Annotated in this window: 22 protein-coding genes; all 22 read right to left on the bottom strand. The window is 48.2% G+C overall.

Features of this window, described 5'->3' with window-relative positions; all coding sequences use genetic code 11:
- Positions 1-7: 7 nt before the first annotated feature.
- Positions 8-340: a hypothetical protein gene (locus PHS46_03035; protein MDD3905488.1), complete on the bottom strand. Its 333-nt coding sequence runs from the start codon at positions 338-340 to the stop codon at positions 8-10.
- Positions 337-678 carry a DUF5674 family protein gene (locus PHS46_03030; protein MDD3905487.1) on the bottom strand — a complete coding sequence of 114 codons (342 nt, stop codon included), beginning with the start codon at positions 676-678 and terminating at the stop codon, positions 337-339. The genes PHS46_03035 and PHS46_03030 overlap by 4 nt, the downstream gene beginning before the upstream one ends.
- Positions 679-681: 3 nt before the next feature.
- Complete coding sequence (locus PHS46_03025) at positions 682-936, bottom strand: type II toxin-antitoxin system RelE/ParE family toxin (GenBank protein ID MDD3905486.1); 255 nt, start codon at positions 934-936, stop codon at positions 682-684.
- The gene (locus PHS46_03020) at positions 933-1,157 is read right to left on the bottom strand and encodes a hypothetical protein (protein ID MDD3905485.1); all 225 of its coding nucleotides are present in this window, start codon (positions 1,155-1,157) and stop codon (positions 933-935) included. The genes PHS46_03025 and PHS46_03020 overlap by 4 nt, the downstream gene beginning before the upstream one ends.
- 211 nt (positions 1,158-1,368) lie before the next feature.
- Positions 1,369-1,539, bottom strand: coding sequence for a hypothetical protein (locus PHS46_03015; GenBank protein ID MDD3905484.1), 171 nt, complete (start codon positions 1,537-1,539; stop codon positions 1,369-1,371).
- 224 nt (positions 1,540-1,763) lie between these two features.
- Complete coding sequence (dnaK, locus tag PHS46_03010; GenBank protein ID MDD3905483.1) at positions 1,764-3,707, bottom strand: molecular chaperone DnaK; 1,944 nt, start codon at positions 3,705-3,707, stop codon at positions 1,764-1,766.
- A 1-nt stretch (position 3,708) separates the two neighbouring features.
- Positions 3,709-4,284, bottom strand: a complete 576-nt coding sequence (locus PHS46_03005) for a nucleotide exchange factor GrpE (GenBank protein MDD3905482.1) — start codon at positions 4,282-4,284, stop codon at positions 3,709-3,711.
- Positions 4,285-5,028: a hypothetical protein gene (locus PHS46_03000; protein ID MDD3905481.1), complete on the bottom strand. Its 744-nt coding sequence runs from the start codon at positions 5,026-5,028 to the stop codon at positions 4,285-4,287.
- Between the two features lie 39 nt (positions 5,029-5,067).
- On the bottom strand, positions 5,068-6,309 hold the full coding sequence (gene hflX / locus PHS46_02995; protein ID MDD3905480.1) for a GTPase HflX: 1,242 nt from the start codon (positions 6,307-6,309) through the stop codon (positions 5,068-5,070).
- 4 nt (positions 6,310-6,313) lie between these two features.
- Positions 6,314-7,240 carry a tRNA (adenosine(37)-N6)-dimethylallyltransferase MiaA gene (gene miaA, locus PHS46_02990; GenBank protein ID MDD3905479.1) on the bottom strand — a complete coding sequence of 309 codons (927 nt, stop codon included), beginning with the start codon at positions 7,238-7,240 and terminating at the stop codon, positions 6,314-6,316.
- Positions 7,221-8,003 (bottom strand): SPOR domain-containing protein, encoded by a 783-nt coding sequence (locus tag PHS46_02985; protein MDD3905478.1) that lies wholly within the window; start codon positions 8,001-8,003, stop codon positions 7,221-7,223. Before PHS46_02985 ends, miaA begins: the two co-directional genes overlap by 20 nt.
- A gap of 11 nt (positions 8,004-8,014) precedes the next feature.
- Positions 8,015-9,325: a tRNA (N6-isopentenyl adenosine(37)-C2)-methylthiotransferase MiaB gene (gene miaB, locus PHS46_02980; protein ID MDD3905477.1), complete on the bottom strand. Its 1,311-nt coding sequence runs from the start codon at positions 9,323-9,325 to the stop codon at positions 8,015-8,017.
- Between the two features lie 293 nt (positions 9,326-9,618).
- Positions 9,619-10,380 (bottom strand): class I SAM-dependent methyltransferase, encoded by a 762-nt coding sequence (locus PHS46_02975; protein MDD3905476.1) that lies wholly within the window; start codon positions 10,378-10,380, stop codon positions 9,619-9,621.
- A 45-nt stretch (positions 10,381-10,425) separates the two neighbouring features.
- Entirely contained in the window at positions 10,426-11,112 is a 687-nt protein-coding gene (locus tag PHS46_02970) for a class I SAM-dependent methyltransferase (GenBank protein MDD3905475.1), read from the bottom strand.
- Between the two features lie 6 nt (positions 11,113-11,118).
- Positions 11,119-11,409, bottom strand: a complete 291-nt coding sequence (locus PHS46_02965) for a DUF1330 domain-containing protein (GenBank protein MDD3905474.1) — start codon at positions 11,407-11,409, stop codon at positions 11,119-11,121.
- 1 nt (position 11,410) lies between these two features.
- Positions 11,411-11,593, bottom strand: coding sequence for a DUF1330 domain-containing protein (locus tag PHS46_02960; protein MDD3905473.1), 183 nt, complete (start codon positions 11,591-11,593; stop codon positions 11,411-11,413).
- A 59-nt stretch (positions 11,594-11,652) separates the two neighbouring features.
- On the bottom strand, positions 11,653-11,988 hold the full coding sequence (locus tag PHS46_02955; protein ID MDD3905472.1) for a hypothetical protein: 336 nt from the start codon (positions 11,986-11,988) through the stop codon (positions 11,653-11,655).
- Position 11,989: 1 nt separating this feature from the next.
- A complete protein-coding gene (locus tag PHS46_02950; protein ID MDD3905471.1) occupies positions 11,990-12,526 on the bottom strand; it encodes a metallophosphoesterase in 537 nt (178 codons plus the stop codon).
- Between the two features lies 1 nt (position 12,527).
- Positions 12,528-13,229 (bottom strand): metallophosphoesterase, encoded by a 702-nt coding sequence (locus PHS46_02945; protein ID MDD3905470.1) that lies wholly within the window; start codon positions 13,227-13,229, stop codon positions 12,528-12,530.
- Entirely contained in the window at positions 13,226-14,017 is a 792-nt protein-coding gene (locus PHS46_02940; protein ID MDD3905469.1) for a GSU2403 family nucleotidyltransferase fold protein, read from the bottom strand. The genes PHS46_02945 and PHS46_02940 overlap by 4 nt, the downstream gene beginning before the upstream one ends.
- On the bottom strand, positions 14,010-14,684 hold the full coding sequence (locus tag PHS46_02935) for a type IV toxin-antitoxin system AbiEi family antitoxin (protein ID MDD3905468.1): 675 nt from the start codon (positions 14,682-14,684) through the stop codon (positions 14,010-14,012). The genes PHS46_02940 and PHS46_02935 overlap by 8 nt, the downstream gene beginning before the upstream one ends.
- A gap of 509 nt (positions 14,685-15,193) precedes the next feature.
- On the bottom strand, positions 15,194-15,535 hold a 342-nt coding region (locus PHS46_02930), incomplete at its 5' end, for a penicillin-binding transpeptidase domain-containing protein (GenBank protein ID MDD3905467.1).

Here is a 15,535-nt window from a genome sequence, read left to right as displayed (position 1 = left end):
TGGTCTTTTATGAATTTTTCCTGACGGCATAAGTGAAATGCGAAAAATATTTCCGCCACGAGGCGTCCGTGGAGCCGAACTGGTTCGACCCGGTAAAATAATCTACCATCGCTTCACGCATACGCGCAAGCTCTTTTAACCGCGTAAAGCTCGAAATATTTTCTAACGTCAAATCTACCAGATCGAGGGCGCGCTCAAAAGCATTCCTGCTATAAACAGTATTTTTTTTCGCCCGCCAGTTCAACGCGCGCTCAACCTCACTGCCTATATTGGCCATCTGCTCACAAAATGACAGTTTCTTCCACCGTCCCGCCGCAAGCTCTTTGTGTTTATAAGTCATTTCTTAACCTTTTTCGTGACTATCCTTATGATCTTTGAGCGCAGAGCCTTGTCTACAACGCCGAGGCTCTTATTGCCCTGGCTCGGGCGCAGATTTATCATCGAATCGAATTCTATAAAATCGTCTCCGGCCTGCTCCGGGTAGATATTGATCCCCCAGATATTTTTTTGCTTCGATCCGCCATCAAGAAGAAGCTCCTCAAGGTCGGAATGCAGTTCGGCGTCGACAGCCATTTTTCCGCGCTCGACATCTACGACCGCCTTTACCATCTCGCCGAACAAACCCGCCGCCATCGTCTTGATTTCAGCTATCGTTATCGTGCCGGTTATTATCTTCATATATTACCTATACACTTCCCTGCGATGCCTTATCCGATAGATCATAACCTCTTTCGCAGGATCATCGATGCGGTATAATACCCTGAAATCTCCGCATCTAATCCTATACCCTTCATCGGCGGTCAGTTTTCGACATCCAAATGGCCTCGGATTTTCCGATAAAAGAAAAATCTTCCTCTTAATAAAGTCGAAATCTCTGCCGGATACGGCATCCAGGTCCTTTTCTGCCTTGGCTATGACCTTAACGCGGTATTTCACGACTTCCTTTTTTTAAGGTAGTCTTCGAACGGCAGAGCGTCTTTCTCTTGAGGACGAAGCTCTTTCAATTCAACTATGTCCTCTATCATCTCTTCTCTCTCAAGCTGGCTCTGGATGGCCTTTTCGACGAAAAAGCCCTGCTTCAGCCCGTGCATCTGACAAAACTCCTTGATCTTCTGGATCAACGACTTTTCGATCTTTATAGATAGTACGCTTTTCATATCAACACCTCCTGTTGCAAGTATATATAATAAAACTTACTTTGTCAATATAAAAGTAAGTTTTTAATTACTTTTATTAATTATTCACTTGCCATTTCAACCCGGGGTGCGAAATTTGATTAGACCATCCCAACCTCGCAGGTTATCTGAACGCTAACACGCGGCCAACCTGCGAGGTTATTTCGCATTTTTGCCGGGTTAGATTTTTTCGCTACTTACAGCAACAACAGCCTTTTGTCTTCTCGGGCTTGTCGATGCATTTGTTGCATATGTCAGCGTCTTTATCGGAAGGTTTCACACCGAATATCTTCGACGCGATCATTTTATATAAAAACCCTTCGAGCGGAACGCCGCATTTTTTACATTTCTTAGCCATCTTCATGCATCTCCTTTTTTACCTGTTTTCTCCCCGACGATAAGTATTCGCCGGTAAGTAAAATTTTCGATTCCCATCAGAAATGTGATGTGGCGATGTGGTGAGCTCCGGCCTTAAAATTGGCCGGCAGTGTCCGGACAATTTTACGGAGCGCGATTTTTACATGGTTAAAAATCGCGCGTCCGGAGCGAAGCACTCGACACAGCACATTCTATCGCTATGCTAAATTTTTACTTCTTACCCTTCTTATCGTCATCTTCCTTCGTATATTCCGCGTCTATGACGTCGTCATTCTTCTTCTGCTCCGCGCCGTCACGTTCGGCCTCCGATCCCTGCTGAGGACCACCGTACTCAGGCCCGGGCCCCTGCTGTGCGCCGGCGCCCGCCGCGCCTTGCGCCTTTTCCTGAGCCTTCTTATATATCTCCTCGGCAAGCTTATGAGAGACCTTTGTCAACTCTTCCGTCTCTTTTTTGATCCTGTCCGCATTCTTATCCTTCATCGCCTGTTTTAAATCATTTATCTTCGCCTCGATATTGCCGCGTTCGGTCTGGCTGACCTTGTCGCCGTATTCTTTCAGGGCCTTTTCGGTCGCGTAAACGAGCGTGTCGGCCTGGTTGACGAGATCGACCTGTTCTTTCCTCTTCTCGTCCTCTGCGGCAAACTTCTCGGCTTCTTTGACGAACTTGTCAATCTCTTCTTTGGAAAGCTTCTTCGGCGCCGATATCTTTATCGACTGCTCCTTGCCGGTGCCGAGATCCTTGGCGCCGACATGCACTATGCCGTTTGCGTCAATATCGAATGTTACCTCTATCTGCGGTATGCCGCGGGGCGCGGGAGGTATGCCTACCAGGTCAAATCTGCCCAGCTCGACGTTGTCATCGGCCATCTTGCGCTCGCCCTGCAGTACGCGGATGGTAACCGCGGTCTGGTTGTCCGCCGCAGTCGAGAATGTCTGGCTCTTCTTCGTAGGCACTGTGGTATTCCTCTCGATAAGCCTCGTGCACACGCTTCCGAGTGTCTCGATACCCAGCGAGAGCGGAGTAACGTCGAGGAGCAGTACGTCCTTTGTATCACCCTTTATAATCGCCGCCTGTATCGCCGCGCCGAGCGCCACGCACTCCATGGGATCGACACCGCGCTCGAGTTTTTTGCCGACGTAATCTTCCACGAACTTCTGGACTATCGGCATCCTCGTAGGACCGCCGACCAAGATTATCTTATCCACCTTCGCGGCGGTCAGCTTCGCGTCGGAGAGCGCGTGGTCGATGGGATGTTTACACCTGTCGATGATCGGCTTTATAAGATCCTCAAGTTTGGCGCGGTTTAATGTCATCGTAAGATGCTTAGGCCCCGACTGGTCGGCCGTAATAAACGGCAGGTTTAAATCGGTAGAGAGCGTGCTCGAGAGCTCCACTTTCGCTTTTTCGCAGGCCTCGCGCACTCTCTGCAGGGCCATCTTGTCGTTCTTTAAATCTATGCCTGTGTCTTTTTTAAACTGATTGATGATGTAATCAATCAGAGTATTGTCCATATCGGTGCCGCCAAGTTGCGTATCGCCGGAGGTGGATATTACCTCGAAGGTAGCCGCCTTATGCTCGTCGTCCCAACCCATCTCGAGGATGGTAACGTCGAGCGTGCCGCCGCCGAGATCGAAAACCATTATCTTCTGTTCTTTACCTGCCTTGTCAAGTCCGTATGCCAGGCACGCGGCCGTCGGCTCGTTTATTATCCTCAACACGTTCAGGCCCGCTATGGAGCCGGCGTCTTTGGTAGCCTGGCGCTGGTTATCGTTAAAATACGCCGGGCACGTGATGACTACATCGTTTATGGTGTCACCAAGGTAGTTTTCCGCATCCTGCTTTATCTTTTGTAAAATGAACGCGGATATCTGCTGGGGCGTGTATTCTTTCCCGTAAATATCGTACTTAAAATCAGTGCCCATCTTGCGCTTTGCGGCGAATATCGTGCCCTGCGGGTTGATGGATGCCTGACGTTTCGCCGGTTCTCCGACGAGCTTCTGTCCGTCCTTAGTAAACGCGACAAACGAAGGGAATGCCTTCCCGCTCGACACGCCCGCGCCTTCGGCGGACGGTATGATAACCGGCCTACCCGCCTCCATATATGCCGCCGCAGAATTCGAAGTACCCAAATCAATGCCTATTATCTTTGCCATATTACGCCTCCTCTTTTTTCTTAGCTATTTTTACCGAAGCAGGCCGAAGCAGCCGGCCGTTCAATCTATAACCCGGTTTCAATTCCGCGAGGACTTTCCCGTCGTCCGCATCCGCGGTTTCCACTATCTCGATAGGCTCATGGACATGCGGATCAAACTTTTCCCCCGCCGCTTTTATCCGCTCCACGCCTATATCTTTCAGAAATCTCTGTATCTGCACCTGTATCATATCCACGCCTGCCTGCACCGCCTTAAAATCCTTTGCTTCTTTTATGTGCCCCTCCGCCATCTCAAGATTATCGAGTATCGGCAGAAACTCCAGAATAAGCGAGTCGTTGGCAAATCTCGCGTAGTCGATTTTGTCTTTTTCCATACGCCGCCTGGCATTCTCAAACTCCGCGTGGGCCCTCATATACTTATCGCAATAACTATCCCGATCGTCGGCCTTGGCCTTTAATTCATCGTACTCTTTCTTTGATAAACACACATTCTCATCAAGCAGTTTCTGCCCCTCATCGCCGGGGCAAGCGCCATCCCGCCCACCGTTTTTATTCTTTGCTTCCTTATTATTGGCCATTTATACGTCAAGCTCCTCTAAAAGTTCCGTCATCGCGTCGGCGAGATACTCCACCGTCGGGATAACCTTTTCGTAAACCATCCGCTTAGGCCCGATAACACCCAGCCGCCCCGATGGTTTGCCCTTCACTTTATAACCGCGGGTGACTATACTGCAATCGCTTAAATAATTAAACCTGTTTTCCTTACCTATATGTATTGTGATGGTATCCGTACCGAAATCTCCGGCCAGAAGATCCAGGAGATCGCGCCTTTCTTCGAGATGCCTTAATATGTGATACAATTTTTTAAAATCCCTGAATTCGGGCTGTTCGACTATATGGCTCGTCCCGTCTAAGTATAATTTTTGGTATTCTGAAAAGAGTGTAATGCCGACATAATTAGTAAGGTTGGATATCAGATGGCTTGTGCGCTCGAGTACTTCTTCCAGGGATCTCATTGTATGAGTATATTCGTTCCTGACTGAAAGCGCCGTGGTATCGTTAACTGTCTTCAGGTGCATCAATGAATCTATGTAGTAACGGTAGCCTTTGTCGGTCGGAGTTCTCCCGGCTGATGTGTGCGGATGGGTTATATAACCGAGCTCTTCTAAGTCAGACATGACGTTGCGTATCGTCGCGCTCGATAGGCCAAGCTGTTTAGCCACGAACCTCGAACCGACAGGCTCCGCCGTCTCGACATAGCGTTTTACAATAAGCGAAAGGACTTCGCCATTCCTGTTTTTAGAATTTTTGAGCATAGTCATACCTGCGTCTCCTGCACAACAGACAATTAGCACTCTACCTTATTGAGTGCTAATTGTCAAGAATTTTTCGAGTTGGCGCGGGATCTCGGCTTCGATGGAGACAAAGTCGCCTGTATACTCTTTTTTGATGATATTGGCGTTCTCGTAGATGATATTCAGAGTCTTTGTATCCGATACGGGTATATTCAATTTAACGGGGATCATCATCCTGTTTGTATACCGGGTCACCTTCTCAATAAGGCCGCTAAGACCTTCCCTCTTGAGGGCCGATATAACAACGGAGTTATCGAAAAACGCCGTGGCCTTAGCGATAACCGTAGGATCGGTTATCTTATCCGATTTATTGAGCGCCGTAATAACCGGCTTATCCTTCACGCCAAGCTCATCCAGGACTTTATGAACCGCGCCGGCCTCTTCGTATGCCTTCGGATGGCTCACATCGACAACGTGCAGGAGAAGATCGGCCTCGCCCACCTCTTCGAGGGTAGCCTTGAACGCCTCGATAAGGTGATGCGGCAGGCGGTCGAGAAATCCTACAGTATCTATGAAAAGCGCCTTCTGATTATTGGGCAGGAGAAGCTTCCTCGTCGTCGGGTCTAGTGTGGAGAAGAGCCTGTCCTGCGCCACCACATCGGATGCGGTAAGCGCATTCAAAAGCGTCGATTTGCCGGCGTTCGTATATCCTATTATCGCTATGGTAAGCGCAAAAGCGCTCTGCCTGTTATCCCTCATCATTGAGCGCCGGCGGCTTAAACTGTCGAGCTCTTTTTTGAGATGGGATATCCTCGAGCGTATCCTGCGCCTGTCTATTTCCAGTTTCTGTTCGCCCGGGCCGCGCGTTCCTATACCGCCGCCGGGCCGCGAGAGGTGTATGCCCTTATCTGTAAGGCGGGGCAGTAAATACATAAGCTGTGCCAATTCGACCTGTATCTTGCCTTCATTGGAATGCGCGCGGCGCGCGAATATGTCGAGAATAAGCTGTGTCCTGTCTATCGTCTTTACCCCGAGCGTTTCTTCGAGATTCTTCTGTTGAGTGCCGGTCAGGTCGTTATTAAATATCGCGATATTAATGTTTTCGGCTTTACAAATAGCGGACAGCTCTCCCACCTTACCTTCGCCGATAAAATATGCGGGCGATAATTCATGCCTCTTGGCTATCTCTTCCCTTATGACCTTGGCGCCCGCCGAGCGCGCCAGTTCAGCCAGTTCATTTGAACGCTCCCCGGCCGTCCATTCTTCGCGCTTGCCGAGATCGACCGTTACAAGCAGTGCCCGCTCCATATATTCACCTCGCCGTTTTCTCTATATATTGCATGATCTTCCGCGTACTCATTTTCCCGACATCGAGCCATTTTATCCTGCTATCGGCGCGAAACCACGTGTATTGCCGCTTCGCGAAACGGCGCGTATTCATCTTTAATATCGCCTTCGCCTCGTCTAAGGAATATTTCCCGTCGAGATAGCCGGATATCTCGCGAAGTCCCAGGATCGAACCCGCCGTCTTTGACAATCGCCGCTTCCGCAGTTTCTTCACCTCGGCAACCGCGCCAGCGCGGAACATCTCGTCCACCCTGGCATCGATCTGAGCGTAAAGCTCCTCCCTGGGGCGGGTGAGGGCGAATATCTTTATATTATACCGGTCTTTTAAGCCACGCGTCAGAGATTTTAATTCCGTCATCGTCTTGCCGGTCAACTCATATATCTCGAGGGCGCGTATCACACGGCGTTTGTCGTTAGGATGTATCGACCCGGCCGATCGCGGATCTATATTCGCTAATTTTGCGTGAAGCCTGGGGGTGCCGTATTTCGCGGCGAACGCCTCCATCTTTGCCCGGAACTTCATGTCGGCTTCGGGCGACGGAAAAAGCCCGTCGATAAGCGCCCTGACATAAAGGCCGCTTCCACCGGCAACTATCGGCACTTTTCCTCTTTTTATTATTGCGGCTATGGCGCTCGAGGCCTTCTTTATGAATAACGCTACGCTGTATTCTTCCTCGGGGCTCAAAAGCTCCACTAAATGATGGCGTGCGCGCTTCTTGTCGGCAGGGCCTGGCGCCTGGCTTAATATGCGCATGCTCTTGTAGATTTGCATCGAGTCGGCGGATATCACCTCGCCGCCGGCGCGCCCGGCGATCTCGGAGGCGAGCGATGTCTTACCGATAGCCGTGGGGCCGACTATGAAGACTACGTTTTTACTGGCAGGTGCTGTCATCGCAGATCTTTGTCCTGTACCCTTCACTGACCAATTTCGCAGACAACCCTTCCGCCTCAGACTTCGATTCAAGCCTGCCAACCCTGACCCTATACAGATTGTCGCCGGCATCTACGGGAAGCTGGACGCGCGCGTCGTAACCTTTAGCGCATACCTTCGCGGACAATCGCTCAGCATTCCTTCTATTTTTAAAGCTTCCTATCTGGACGGAAATATCTTTTTTTGGCCCGGCATCCCCGGAGGCATCCGGCTTTTCCGCGATAGACGGTGTAATAACGGCAGGTACCGCAATGGCCGTCGGCGCAGACGCTGTCATGGGTACGCCTTTTTTACGGCAATCCTCCAGCCGCGAATTGACTAACGGAATATTTCCGCACGAAGGAAACTTCGCTTTTATTTCATTGTATATTCTGGCCGCGTTCTCAGTATCCCCGGCCAAAAAATACGAATCCCCGATGCCGATATGCGCGTCGAAAAACCGCGCCGACTTCTTATACTTCGATATCAGCGCATCGAAACTCTGCCGCGCCTCTTTGAACCGGGCGAGCCTTAATTCGCTTATGCCTTTCAGGTAATATATCTCGTCCCTCTGGCGGGCGCGCTCGTTTATCGCATGGTCCGCCTCCCGCACCGCCCTCTCATACCGGCCTTCCAGAAATAGCTTCTCGACGGAAACGACATCGGCGCCGGCAGTAGATAGCCCAAAGGCCGCAGTTGAAATGAATATGAATGCAAAACCCATTAAAACTTTTACTTTTACCATAACCTTCCCCCTCATCCCTTCCTACCTTTTAACGCGAACGCTGTGGCGGAAATTATTTTCACGTTTACCGTTTTACCTATAAGACGCGAAGACCCGTCGAACACGGCTACCTTGTTGGTTCGCGTCCTGCCGGTGATTTTATCCGTGTCCTTGCCGCGGCCGTCGACTAATATTTCGACCGTCTTTCCTGCGAGCAAAGAGTTCCTGGCGAGTGATACCTCGCACTGGACATCCATTATCGCCTTCAGCCGTTCTTCTTTTACATTTTCGCTGACGCTGTCTTTTAGTTTACACGATTTCGCAGGAGGACGGGGAGAATATTTGAAAGTAAAGGCGCTGTCAAAGCCTATCTTTTTCATAAGCTTCAGCGTGTCTTTAAAATCCTTATCCGCCTCCGAAGGAAAACCGGCTATTATGTCGGTGGTTATCGCCCCGCCCGGCAATATTTTTCTGTAATCCTCTATTAATTTTTCATAATGTCCGGCGGTGTATTTCCTGTTCATGAGTTTCAATATACGGTTTGAGCCGGATTGTAGAGGTAGATGAAGGTGCTCGCAGACTTTGCCGAGGTCCCTCATGGCTTTGAATAACTCAGGCGACGCGTCCTTCGGGTGGCTCGTCATGAAACGCACGCGCTCGATGCCGTCGATCCTCTCGATCCCCTCCAACAATTTTACAAACCCGCCCTGCGCCGGGCCGTACGAATTGACATTCTGCCCGAGGAGCGTCACTTCTTTGAACCCCTGCCCTGCCAGATCATTAACCTCCCGAATAATATCCGCCGCCTCGCGCGAACGCTCCCGGCCGCGCACATAGGGTACGATACAGTACGAACAGAAATTATCGCACCCCTCGCCTATAGAAACAAAAGCTTTGAATGGGGCCGCCCGGTATCGCGGAAAAATCTCCGGCTTCTTCGCGTTTACTTTGTCGACGGCAACTATGCGGCACCGGTCTGCGGCAACACTGCGGATTATCCGCCCGATCTCGCTCTCATTGCCCGTCCCGCATACAAAATCGATGAGCGGCGCCCTCTCCAGCGCCGCGGCGCCGTAACTCTGCGCCGTGCATCCCATAAGTCCGATCACAAGGCCGGGTTTTTTCTTTTTGAGCTTCCCGAGATCGCCTATGTTGCTGAAGAGCCTGTCCTCAGCGTGCTTTCTCACGGAGCAAGAATTGAATATCACAACATCCGCCGTCCCGATCGAATCCGCGATAGCGAATCCTTCGTCGATGAGCAGGCCTATGACGAACTCCGAATCCCGGAAGTTCATTTGACAGCCAAAAGTTTTAATGTACACGCTGGGATTGGTTTTTTTCATAATCTTTTCAAGAAATTGCAATCTATCCTTTTGATATTACGGGACGGTTCTCGTCGCCATCCCAGACCTGTCCCCATTATACTTCTGTCATGTAGAAAGGGACAGGTCTAATCTCAGCCTCAGAACCGTCCCTAAATCATACCTATTCAAAAGATCATCAATGCACTTTTTACCATAAGAATAACCGTCGTAAACATCGCCCATTACGAGCCCTTGATCTCGAATACTACTTAACATCTTCCATCGCCTAATATGGGGGCAAATGGGGACACATCCCATTATCACCGGATTGCTCATTTTACTGCGACAACGAGCATCTCGAAATCGTCAGTAGTAAGCTTATCATTTCGTGAATATGCGCCGAGTTTCGCGCCAAAAATTTCTATCTTTTTATATCCAAGCGAACGAAGTAGCCAGGTAATTTCGCTGGGAACATAACATCGTTCATTGCATTCCAATACTTTTTTATTTCCAGAATCATCTTCAAATTCAACGCGATTGTGGTCCCGGAAAGTCAAGAGATCGAAGGAGCACTCCTTGCACTGGGATTGGCCTTCTTTCCCGGCCGATTTATAGAATTCGCTGACCGAATGAAACAGCGGAAACAGCCCGTTTAATGTGGTAAAAATGAGCTTGCCTTTACTTTTAAGCGCTTTTGTGGCGCTCTTGAGTATCTCAAAATTCATCTCATCTGTTTCCATAAGAGAGAATCCGCCTTCGCACAACATAATCGCCAGATCAAATTCACAGTCAAAAGAGAGGTTGCACGCATCCTGTACCTGGAAATCGATGGTCAAGCCTGCCTCTTTGGCCTTTTCCCTTGCCCAATTTATCTGATTCCCGGAAAGGTCAACGCCGGTAACGTTGTACCCCCTCTTTGCCAGTTCAATCGTGTGGCGGCCGGTACCGCAACCGATGTCCAATATCTTTAGGGACCTATCCTGCCCTATTTCCTGCTCGACAAAATCACATTCGCCCGCAGTGCCCTGAACGTAACATTCTTTGTCATATTTATGGGCGTAATTTTCGAATAATGACTCGTACCACTTTTTCACGATTTACTCTCCGTTCTCTGTTATGGAATTACATTACCCAAACCATTATTTGATCCCGCCATATACGGCAAAATTATAATTTTTCCAAACCACTTCCACATCGCTAAAACCGGTTTTACGTAAAAGATCAATTTCAAAAATAAGCTCGGCCGGCCTGTCTTCGTCTTTATGTTTTGTCAGGATATCGTTAATCTGCGCGGGCGAAAAACTCTTGCGCATAAATCTCTTCCACTTCTCAATATATGCTTTAGCCAAGTAATCACTCGAAGGCAATACAAAATCAGCGCTATAAAATACGCCGCCTCTGGGTAAAGCGTTAAATATCTTACGGTAAAACAACTTTTTGTTTTTCTTGTCCAAATGATGTAAAACCAAAGACGAGATAACCGCGTCGGGCTTATTGGAATAATCATATTTACATATATCGCCTACCCAATACTCAACATCTTTATGCCCTTTAAGTTTGGCCTTTGCCATGTCAATCATATTTTGCGCCATATCGAGACAGACTACACGGGCGGCAGGATATCTTTCCTTAACCGCTTTGGTTATATTGCCGGTACCACATCCTAAGTCGATAATTTTTGGTTTCTTACTATTCTCAAAAGGAAGCGTCAACACCAACGCTTCGATAGCTTCTTTGTAGAATGGCGCTATTTTAAAAAACACTTTATCGAATCTCTTCGCTTCGGTTTCAAAATGTTCCTTTATCGCCTTAAATCTCGCTTTCATTTTTATTTATACTCCCTCCACCACTATCGCGTTTGTCCTGGTTGATTCTTCGCGTAAAGGCGCGATTACCCGATACTCCGGCGAATTCCACCATGCGTTAAATTTTTCCATCGATTCGAACCGAACCATTATGATCCTCGCCGGATCCCAGTCGCCTGAAGCAACCGTCACTTTGCCGCCACGGGCTAAGTATTCGCCGTCGAATTTGTCTATGGTCTGCGGCACTTTTTTGATATACTCGCCGTACTTATTCTTATCCATAACTTCTTTTGCTTCAACGATCATATAAACTGACACGCTATACCCCTTCCACAACTACCACATTCGTCCTGCTCGCTTTTTCGCGTAGCATGGCGATCGCCTTATACTCGGGCGAATGCCACCACGCGTTAAACTTATCAATCGATTCAAATTTTATCATGGTAATCCACGATGGGTTCCAATCGCCCGACGCTACGGTTATTTTCCCGCCGCGAGCCAAATAGGGTATTACGGGACGGTTCTCGTCGCCATCCCAGACCTGTCCCCATTATACTTCTGTCATGTAGAAAGGGACAGGTCTAATCTCAGCCTCAGAACCGTCCCTAAATCACTATAGTGTTCGAAATGATTACGTAAGCTACTATCAGAAAGCATATTGTTATCGTCGACTTTAAGTAACTCCCGCAATCTTTCGCCTCTTGCCTCATATTCTTTTTGTGGCCATAAAATCTTCGATACATTTCCAGCGGCTATGAGAATTGATTGAATTGAACTCCAGACTTCAATCTGATCGAAATTGTCCTTGATAGCCGATAAACGTTTAGCGGCCAATTCTGCAATCTTTGATTGCAACACAATCTCGTTTATAAAAACCGTTTCAGCAAGTGCCTTCATCTTAATTCACTGCGCCCTTCTTCTCCTCCTTCAAGAATGTCGCAATCACGGAACTGATCTGCTTAAACGCGACCGGACAATAATCCCACACTTCAACACAAAGATTCACGATTATAGAATTCTCATTCAACCGTTTGATCTTGTATTTCTCATGAACGTGTCCGCAGAAATTCCATGGCACATTTGGGTCCGCGTCCTCGGCCCGGTGCGTCATACAGATATCCTTTGAGCCGTAGTGAATATAGACCTTCGAAATGATCGTGTTGAGGCTGTTGTGCCGGTCGTGATTGCCCTTGATGAAGATGAATTTGCCGTTTAACCTCTTTTCAAAGTGCCTATATTTTTCTTCGCCGCCTTCTTTGCCACCCTTAAATATGAAATCCCCGAGAAAGAAGACAGTATCTTCTGGCTTCACCCGCTCATTATGCTTGCGAATGATCGTCTCATTCATCTCCTCAACCGTCTCAAACGGCCGCCCGCAATACTTGATAATATTGGCGTGCGAAAAGTGATAATCCGATGTCCACCAGTAGTTCATATTATTTCGTCCTAGCTAAATTGTCCGGTGTCCCGCCGTATAAATCCTTTGATAACTCCGATTGCCAGTATTCCTTTGTATCAACATCCATAATCGTCAGCTTGCCCGACCATCCAGCGCCAGTGTCCAAATCCCATACGTTGCAAACATGAATCGGCTGGAGAGTTCTATAAAGCTCTGTTGTCGTATGTCCGATAAAAATGTCGTCATATTTTGTGATCTGGGCTTCCCGTCTATAATTAGCCGCTTCCCACGCGTCTTTGAGTAAATCCCTGTCCCACACAAGTACCTGAGCGCTATTTTGTTCCAATGGCAAATCCGGCACAAAACCGGCATGGACAAAAAGCTTATTCCCGACCTCCAACCAAAGATGTCCGCTTTTTAGGAAGTCGATATGCGTCTGCGGCATGGGTCCGCCGTTATACGACGCCATTGTCCGGTCACCGCCCTGCTTAGTCCATATCTCCGGCTTGTCGCCTCGCAAGGCCCAGTCCAGCACCCACATGTCATGATTGCCAATGATCAGATTACAATGCTTGAGCTTTAATAACTCATCGATGCACTGCCTGACATCCGGATACCCATCGCAAACATCGCCCATCACGATCAGGCGGTCTTTCTTATAATCGAACTTTGAGCGCTCAAAGCACTGCATCATCGCCTTGTAGGCGCCATGGATGTCACCGATCGCGAAGGTTCTCATTCCTCAACCCTTCGCCGAATATCTCCGAATTTTTCAAACGCGTCTTCTCTTACATTCGCGACATAAGCGTCCGGACCGTTTTCCTGCTCAACAAATAAAGGCCCCTTCAAATCAACACTGGCGAAATACTCTTTGAGGTTCTCTTTGACCTGCTTGCCTTCTTTAAGTTTTTTGATAAGGCCGACCACGTCGTCACAAAGTTGTGCCTTTGTCGGGCTAAATCTGATCATATAGTAGACGTAGTATAGGTCTTTCCTGAGCTTAGCTTTATTTTCCCGATCCACAAACGTCAGTAGTTTATGGAAAACAAACATCGATTCTGTCGGAATCTGAATACTCTTACCGTTCATTTTTACCGGCATGACAGAGCCAAGCAACAAACTGAAATGCTGGATTTCATTGATCTTGATTTCTTGGCCAACGATTTTATTAATGACTTTCCGGGAAACCTTTGGGTCGGTAATAAATTCGACCTCTGCTTTAGCATCTCCCGATGAATCTTTTACAATAGGCACAAAAGGAATCAATCTGTCCATTGATGCGTGGCGCTCGCCATATCCCAATCGTTGCACCCGAGAAGCAACGGTATCCTTCCCTTTAAAGTCATGATCTCCGACACCAAAATCAATATCTCCAGTAGTCACTGCCATATTGGGGACGTCTTTCCACATGTGTTTGGCATAGATGTACGGCACCCAACCGCCGACTAGAACAAGGTACGGCAAAAAATCAGCGAGATCGTCTATAACCTTGATGAGGAGTTTTTCTCCCGGGAATTCTTTAAGCAATTGGCTTTCCTTCCTCTTTTAATGTTTTGAGTAAATACTCAGCGTGATCCCGGCCTCTCTGCGGAAAATGGTAGAGATCCAAATAAAGCTGAAGATTCGAAACAACGTTGTAGCCTTTGATCACCTGGGTATTGAAAAATGTGGCGCTTCGATAATATGGGTTTATTAAATAGAAATTACCGCCCGTTTTTAATTCCTTCAAATCAAGCACCTGCCGCAAGTCTAGCGAGGCGCGTTTGAAATCCGCTACCGGCAAGTAACAATATATCGTCTGCGTATTCACGTAGCTGGTAATAAGATTGGCTCCGGTATGAAGGGTCAGTGCATATTTGCTTGGCTCCTTTTTGCCAGCAAAATACTCCTTTAGCCGGGGAAGAATATCCTCTCGGGTTGAGTAATAAAGATGGGCTTCGTTAAGCTCAAACTTATAGACTTTAAGCCATTCCTCAAGAAGCTCTTCTTTATTTTGCAATATACTGTGCGCGAGCCTGCCAGACCGGACTCCTCCGACAAACCCTTTGGCGCGCAATTCTGATAATACTTTTGCCGCGCGCGCGCGTCCCACGCCAAATTCTTTCTCGAAATCTCTGGCGACCCATTTCCTATCGGGTTGAGTTAGCATGGCGCGAATGATTATGTTCGCCTTATCTCCTAAAAGTATTTTCATCGTAGCAACTCCTTCACTCAATCCTTACTTGGCCCTCTGAAAACCAAGATATTATTAAATGTCCACTTTTCCTAAATGTCCACTATTTAGTGGACATTTCTAATTAGTGGACATTTTACCATGATGCTCCTGAGAGTCAAGAGAAATATCTGATCAGGTCGGTAAAATCATTTCCATCCATGTCCATCAAAACGCCCTTTTTTGACCCTCCCGAACGCCCGCAGGATACCCCTAAAACTGCCTGTTTTCCGACGCTGGACGCTTGTTTTAGCCGGTTTGACCATTTATGCCAAAACCCCAAAAGTGATGGACATGGACATCGATTTTTTTGACCACTATCACTGGCTCCTTGCGCCTCGCCCGACCCGCACCGAGGCCCCTTTCCAAGGACCCTTGCCTCGCCGAAGCCAAAGGCGAAAGCACTTTGGCGAAGGCGGGCGCGGCCGCCTCCCAGCATAAAAAATCCCTATGACCGCGCTTTTTAAAACGACCATAGGGATGAGTTGTTATTACAACAGGTTTTGAGACTTAAAGATGCTCTCTATGATCGTCCGGGCAGTCTTGCCCGATGGATTATCGCCTCCGGTAATATTACACGCGAAAACGTAGGTCGTACCGTTATGTTCAAGAAAACCTACAAACCAGCCCACATTCCATTTACCATCCGGCCCCGCGCCGGATCCGGTCTTACCGTAAAGCGTTCCTTTACCGGTCTTCTCTGCCCGCATAATATCGCGTAGTATCGCGATATTCTTTTCAGAGAACGGAAGTTTACCGTCCAAAAGCTTATTCAAAAGAGCAACCTGCTCATCCGCGCTGATCTTGATGGATGTAGTATCCGGACGCGGAAG

The sequence above is a fragment of the Candidatus Omnitrophota bacterium genome, assembly GCA_028699255.1.
GTDB lineage: Bacteria > Omnitrophota > Gorgyraeia > 2-01-FULL-45-10 > 2-01-FULL-45-10 > FEN-1322.
This window is presented reverse-complemented; position numbering and strand designations above follow the sequence as displayed.

Excerpts from the sequence above, each read along its gene's own strand:
- PHS46_03035 (MDD3905488.1), bottom strand. The coding sequence starts at position 340 with ATGACTTATAAACACAAAGAGCTTGCGGCGGGACGGTGGAAGAAACTG.
- PHS46_03030 (MDD3905487.1), bottom strand. The coding sequence starts at position 678 with ATGAAGATAATAACCGGCACGATAACGATAGCTGAAATCAAGACGATG.
- PHS46_03020 (MDD3905485.1), bottom strand. The coding sequence starts at position 1,157 with ATGAAAAGCGTACTATCTATAAAGATCGAAAAGTCGTTGATCCAGAAG.
- PHS46_03015 (MDD3905484.1), bottom strand. The coding sequence starts at position 1,539 with ATGAAGATGGCTAAGAAATGTAAAAAATGCGGCGTTCCGCTCGAAGGG.
- dnaK (MDD3905483.1), bottom strand. The coding sequence starts at position 3,707 with ATGGCAAAGATAATAGGCATTGATTTGGGTACTTCGAATTCTGCGGCG.
- PHS46_03005 (MDD3905482.1), bottom strand. The coding sequence starts at position 4,284 with ATGGCCAATAATAAGGAAGCAAAGAATAAAAACGGTGGGCGGGATGGC.
- PHS46_03000 (MDD3905481.1), bottom strand. The coding sequence starts at position 5,028 with ATGACTATGCTCAAAAATTCTAAAAACAGGAATGGCGAAGTCCTTTCG.
- hflX (MDD3905480.1), bottom strand. The coding sequence starts at position 6,309 with ATGGAGCGGGCACTGCTTGTAACGGTCGATCTCGGCAAGCGCGAAGAA.
- miaA (MDD3905479.1), bottom strand. The coding sequence starts at position 7,240 with ATGACAGCACCTGCCAGTAAAAACGTAGTCTTCATAGTCGGCCCCACG.
- PHS46_02985 (MDD3905478.1), bottom strand. The coding sequence starts at position 8,003 with ATGGTAAAAGTAAAAGTTTTAATGGGTTTTGCATTCATATTCATTTCA.
- miaB (MDD3905477.1), bottom strand. The coding sequence starts at position 9,325 with ATGAAAAAAACCAATCCCAGCGTGTACATTAAAACTTTTGGCTGTCAA.
- PHS46_02970 (MDD3905475.1), bottom strand. The coding sequence starts at position 11,112 with ATGAAAGCGAGATTTAAGGCGATAAAGGAACATTTTGAAACCGAAGCG.
- PHS46_02955 (MDD3905472.1), bottom strand. The coding sequence starts at position 11,988 with ATGAAGGCACTTGCTGAAACGGTTTTTATAAACGAGATTGTGTTGCAA.
- PHS46_02950 (MDD3905471.1), bottom strand. The coding sequence starts at position 12,526 with ATGAACTACTGGTGGACATCGGATTATCACTTTTCGCACGCCAATATT.
- PHS46_02945 (MDD3905470.1), bottom strand. The coding sequence starts at position 13,229 with ATGAGAACCTTCGCGATCGGTGACATCCATGGCGCCTACAAGGCGATG.
- PHS46_02935 (MDD3905468.1), bottom strand. The coding sequence starts at position 14,684 with ATGAAAATACTTTTAGGAGATAAGGCGAACATAATCATTCGCGCCATG.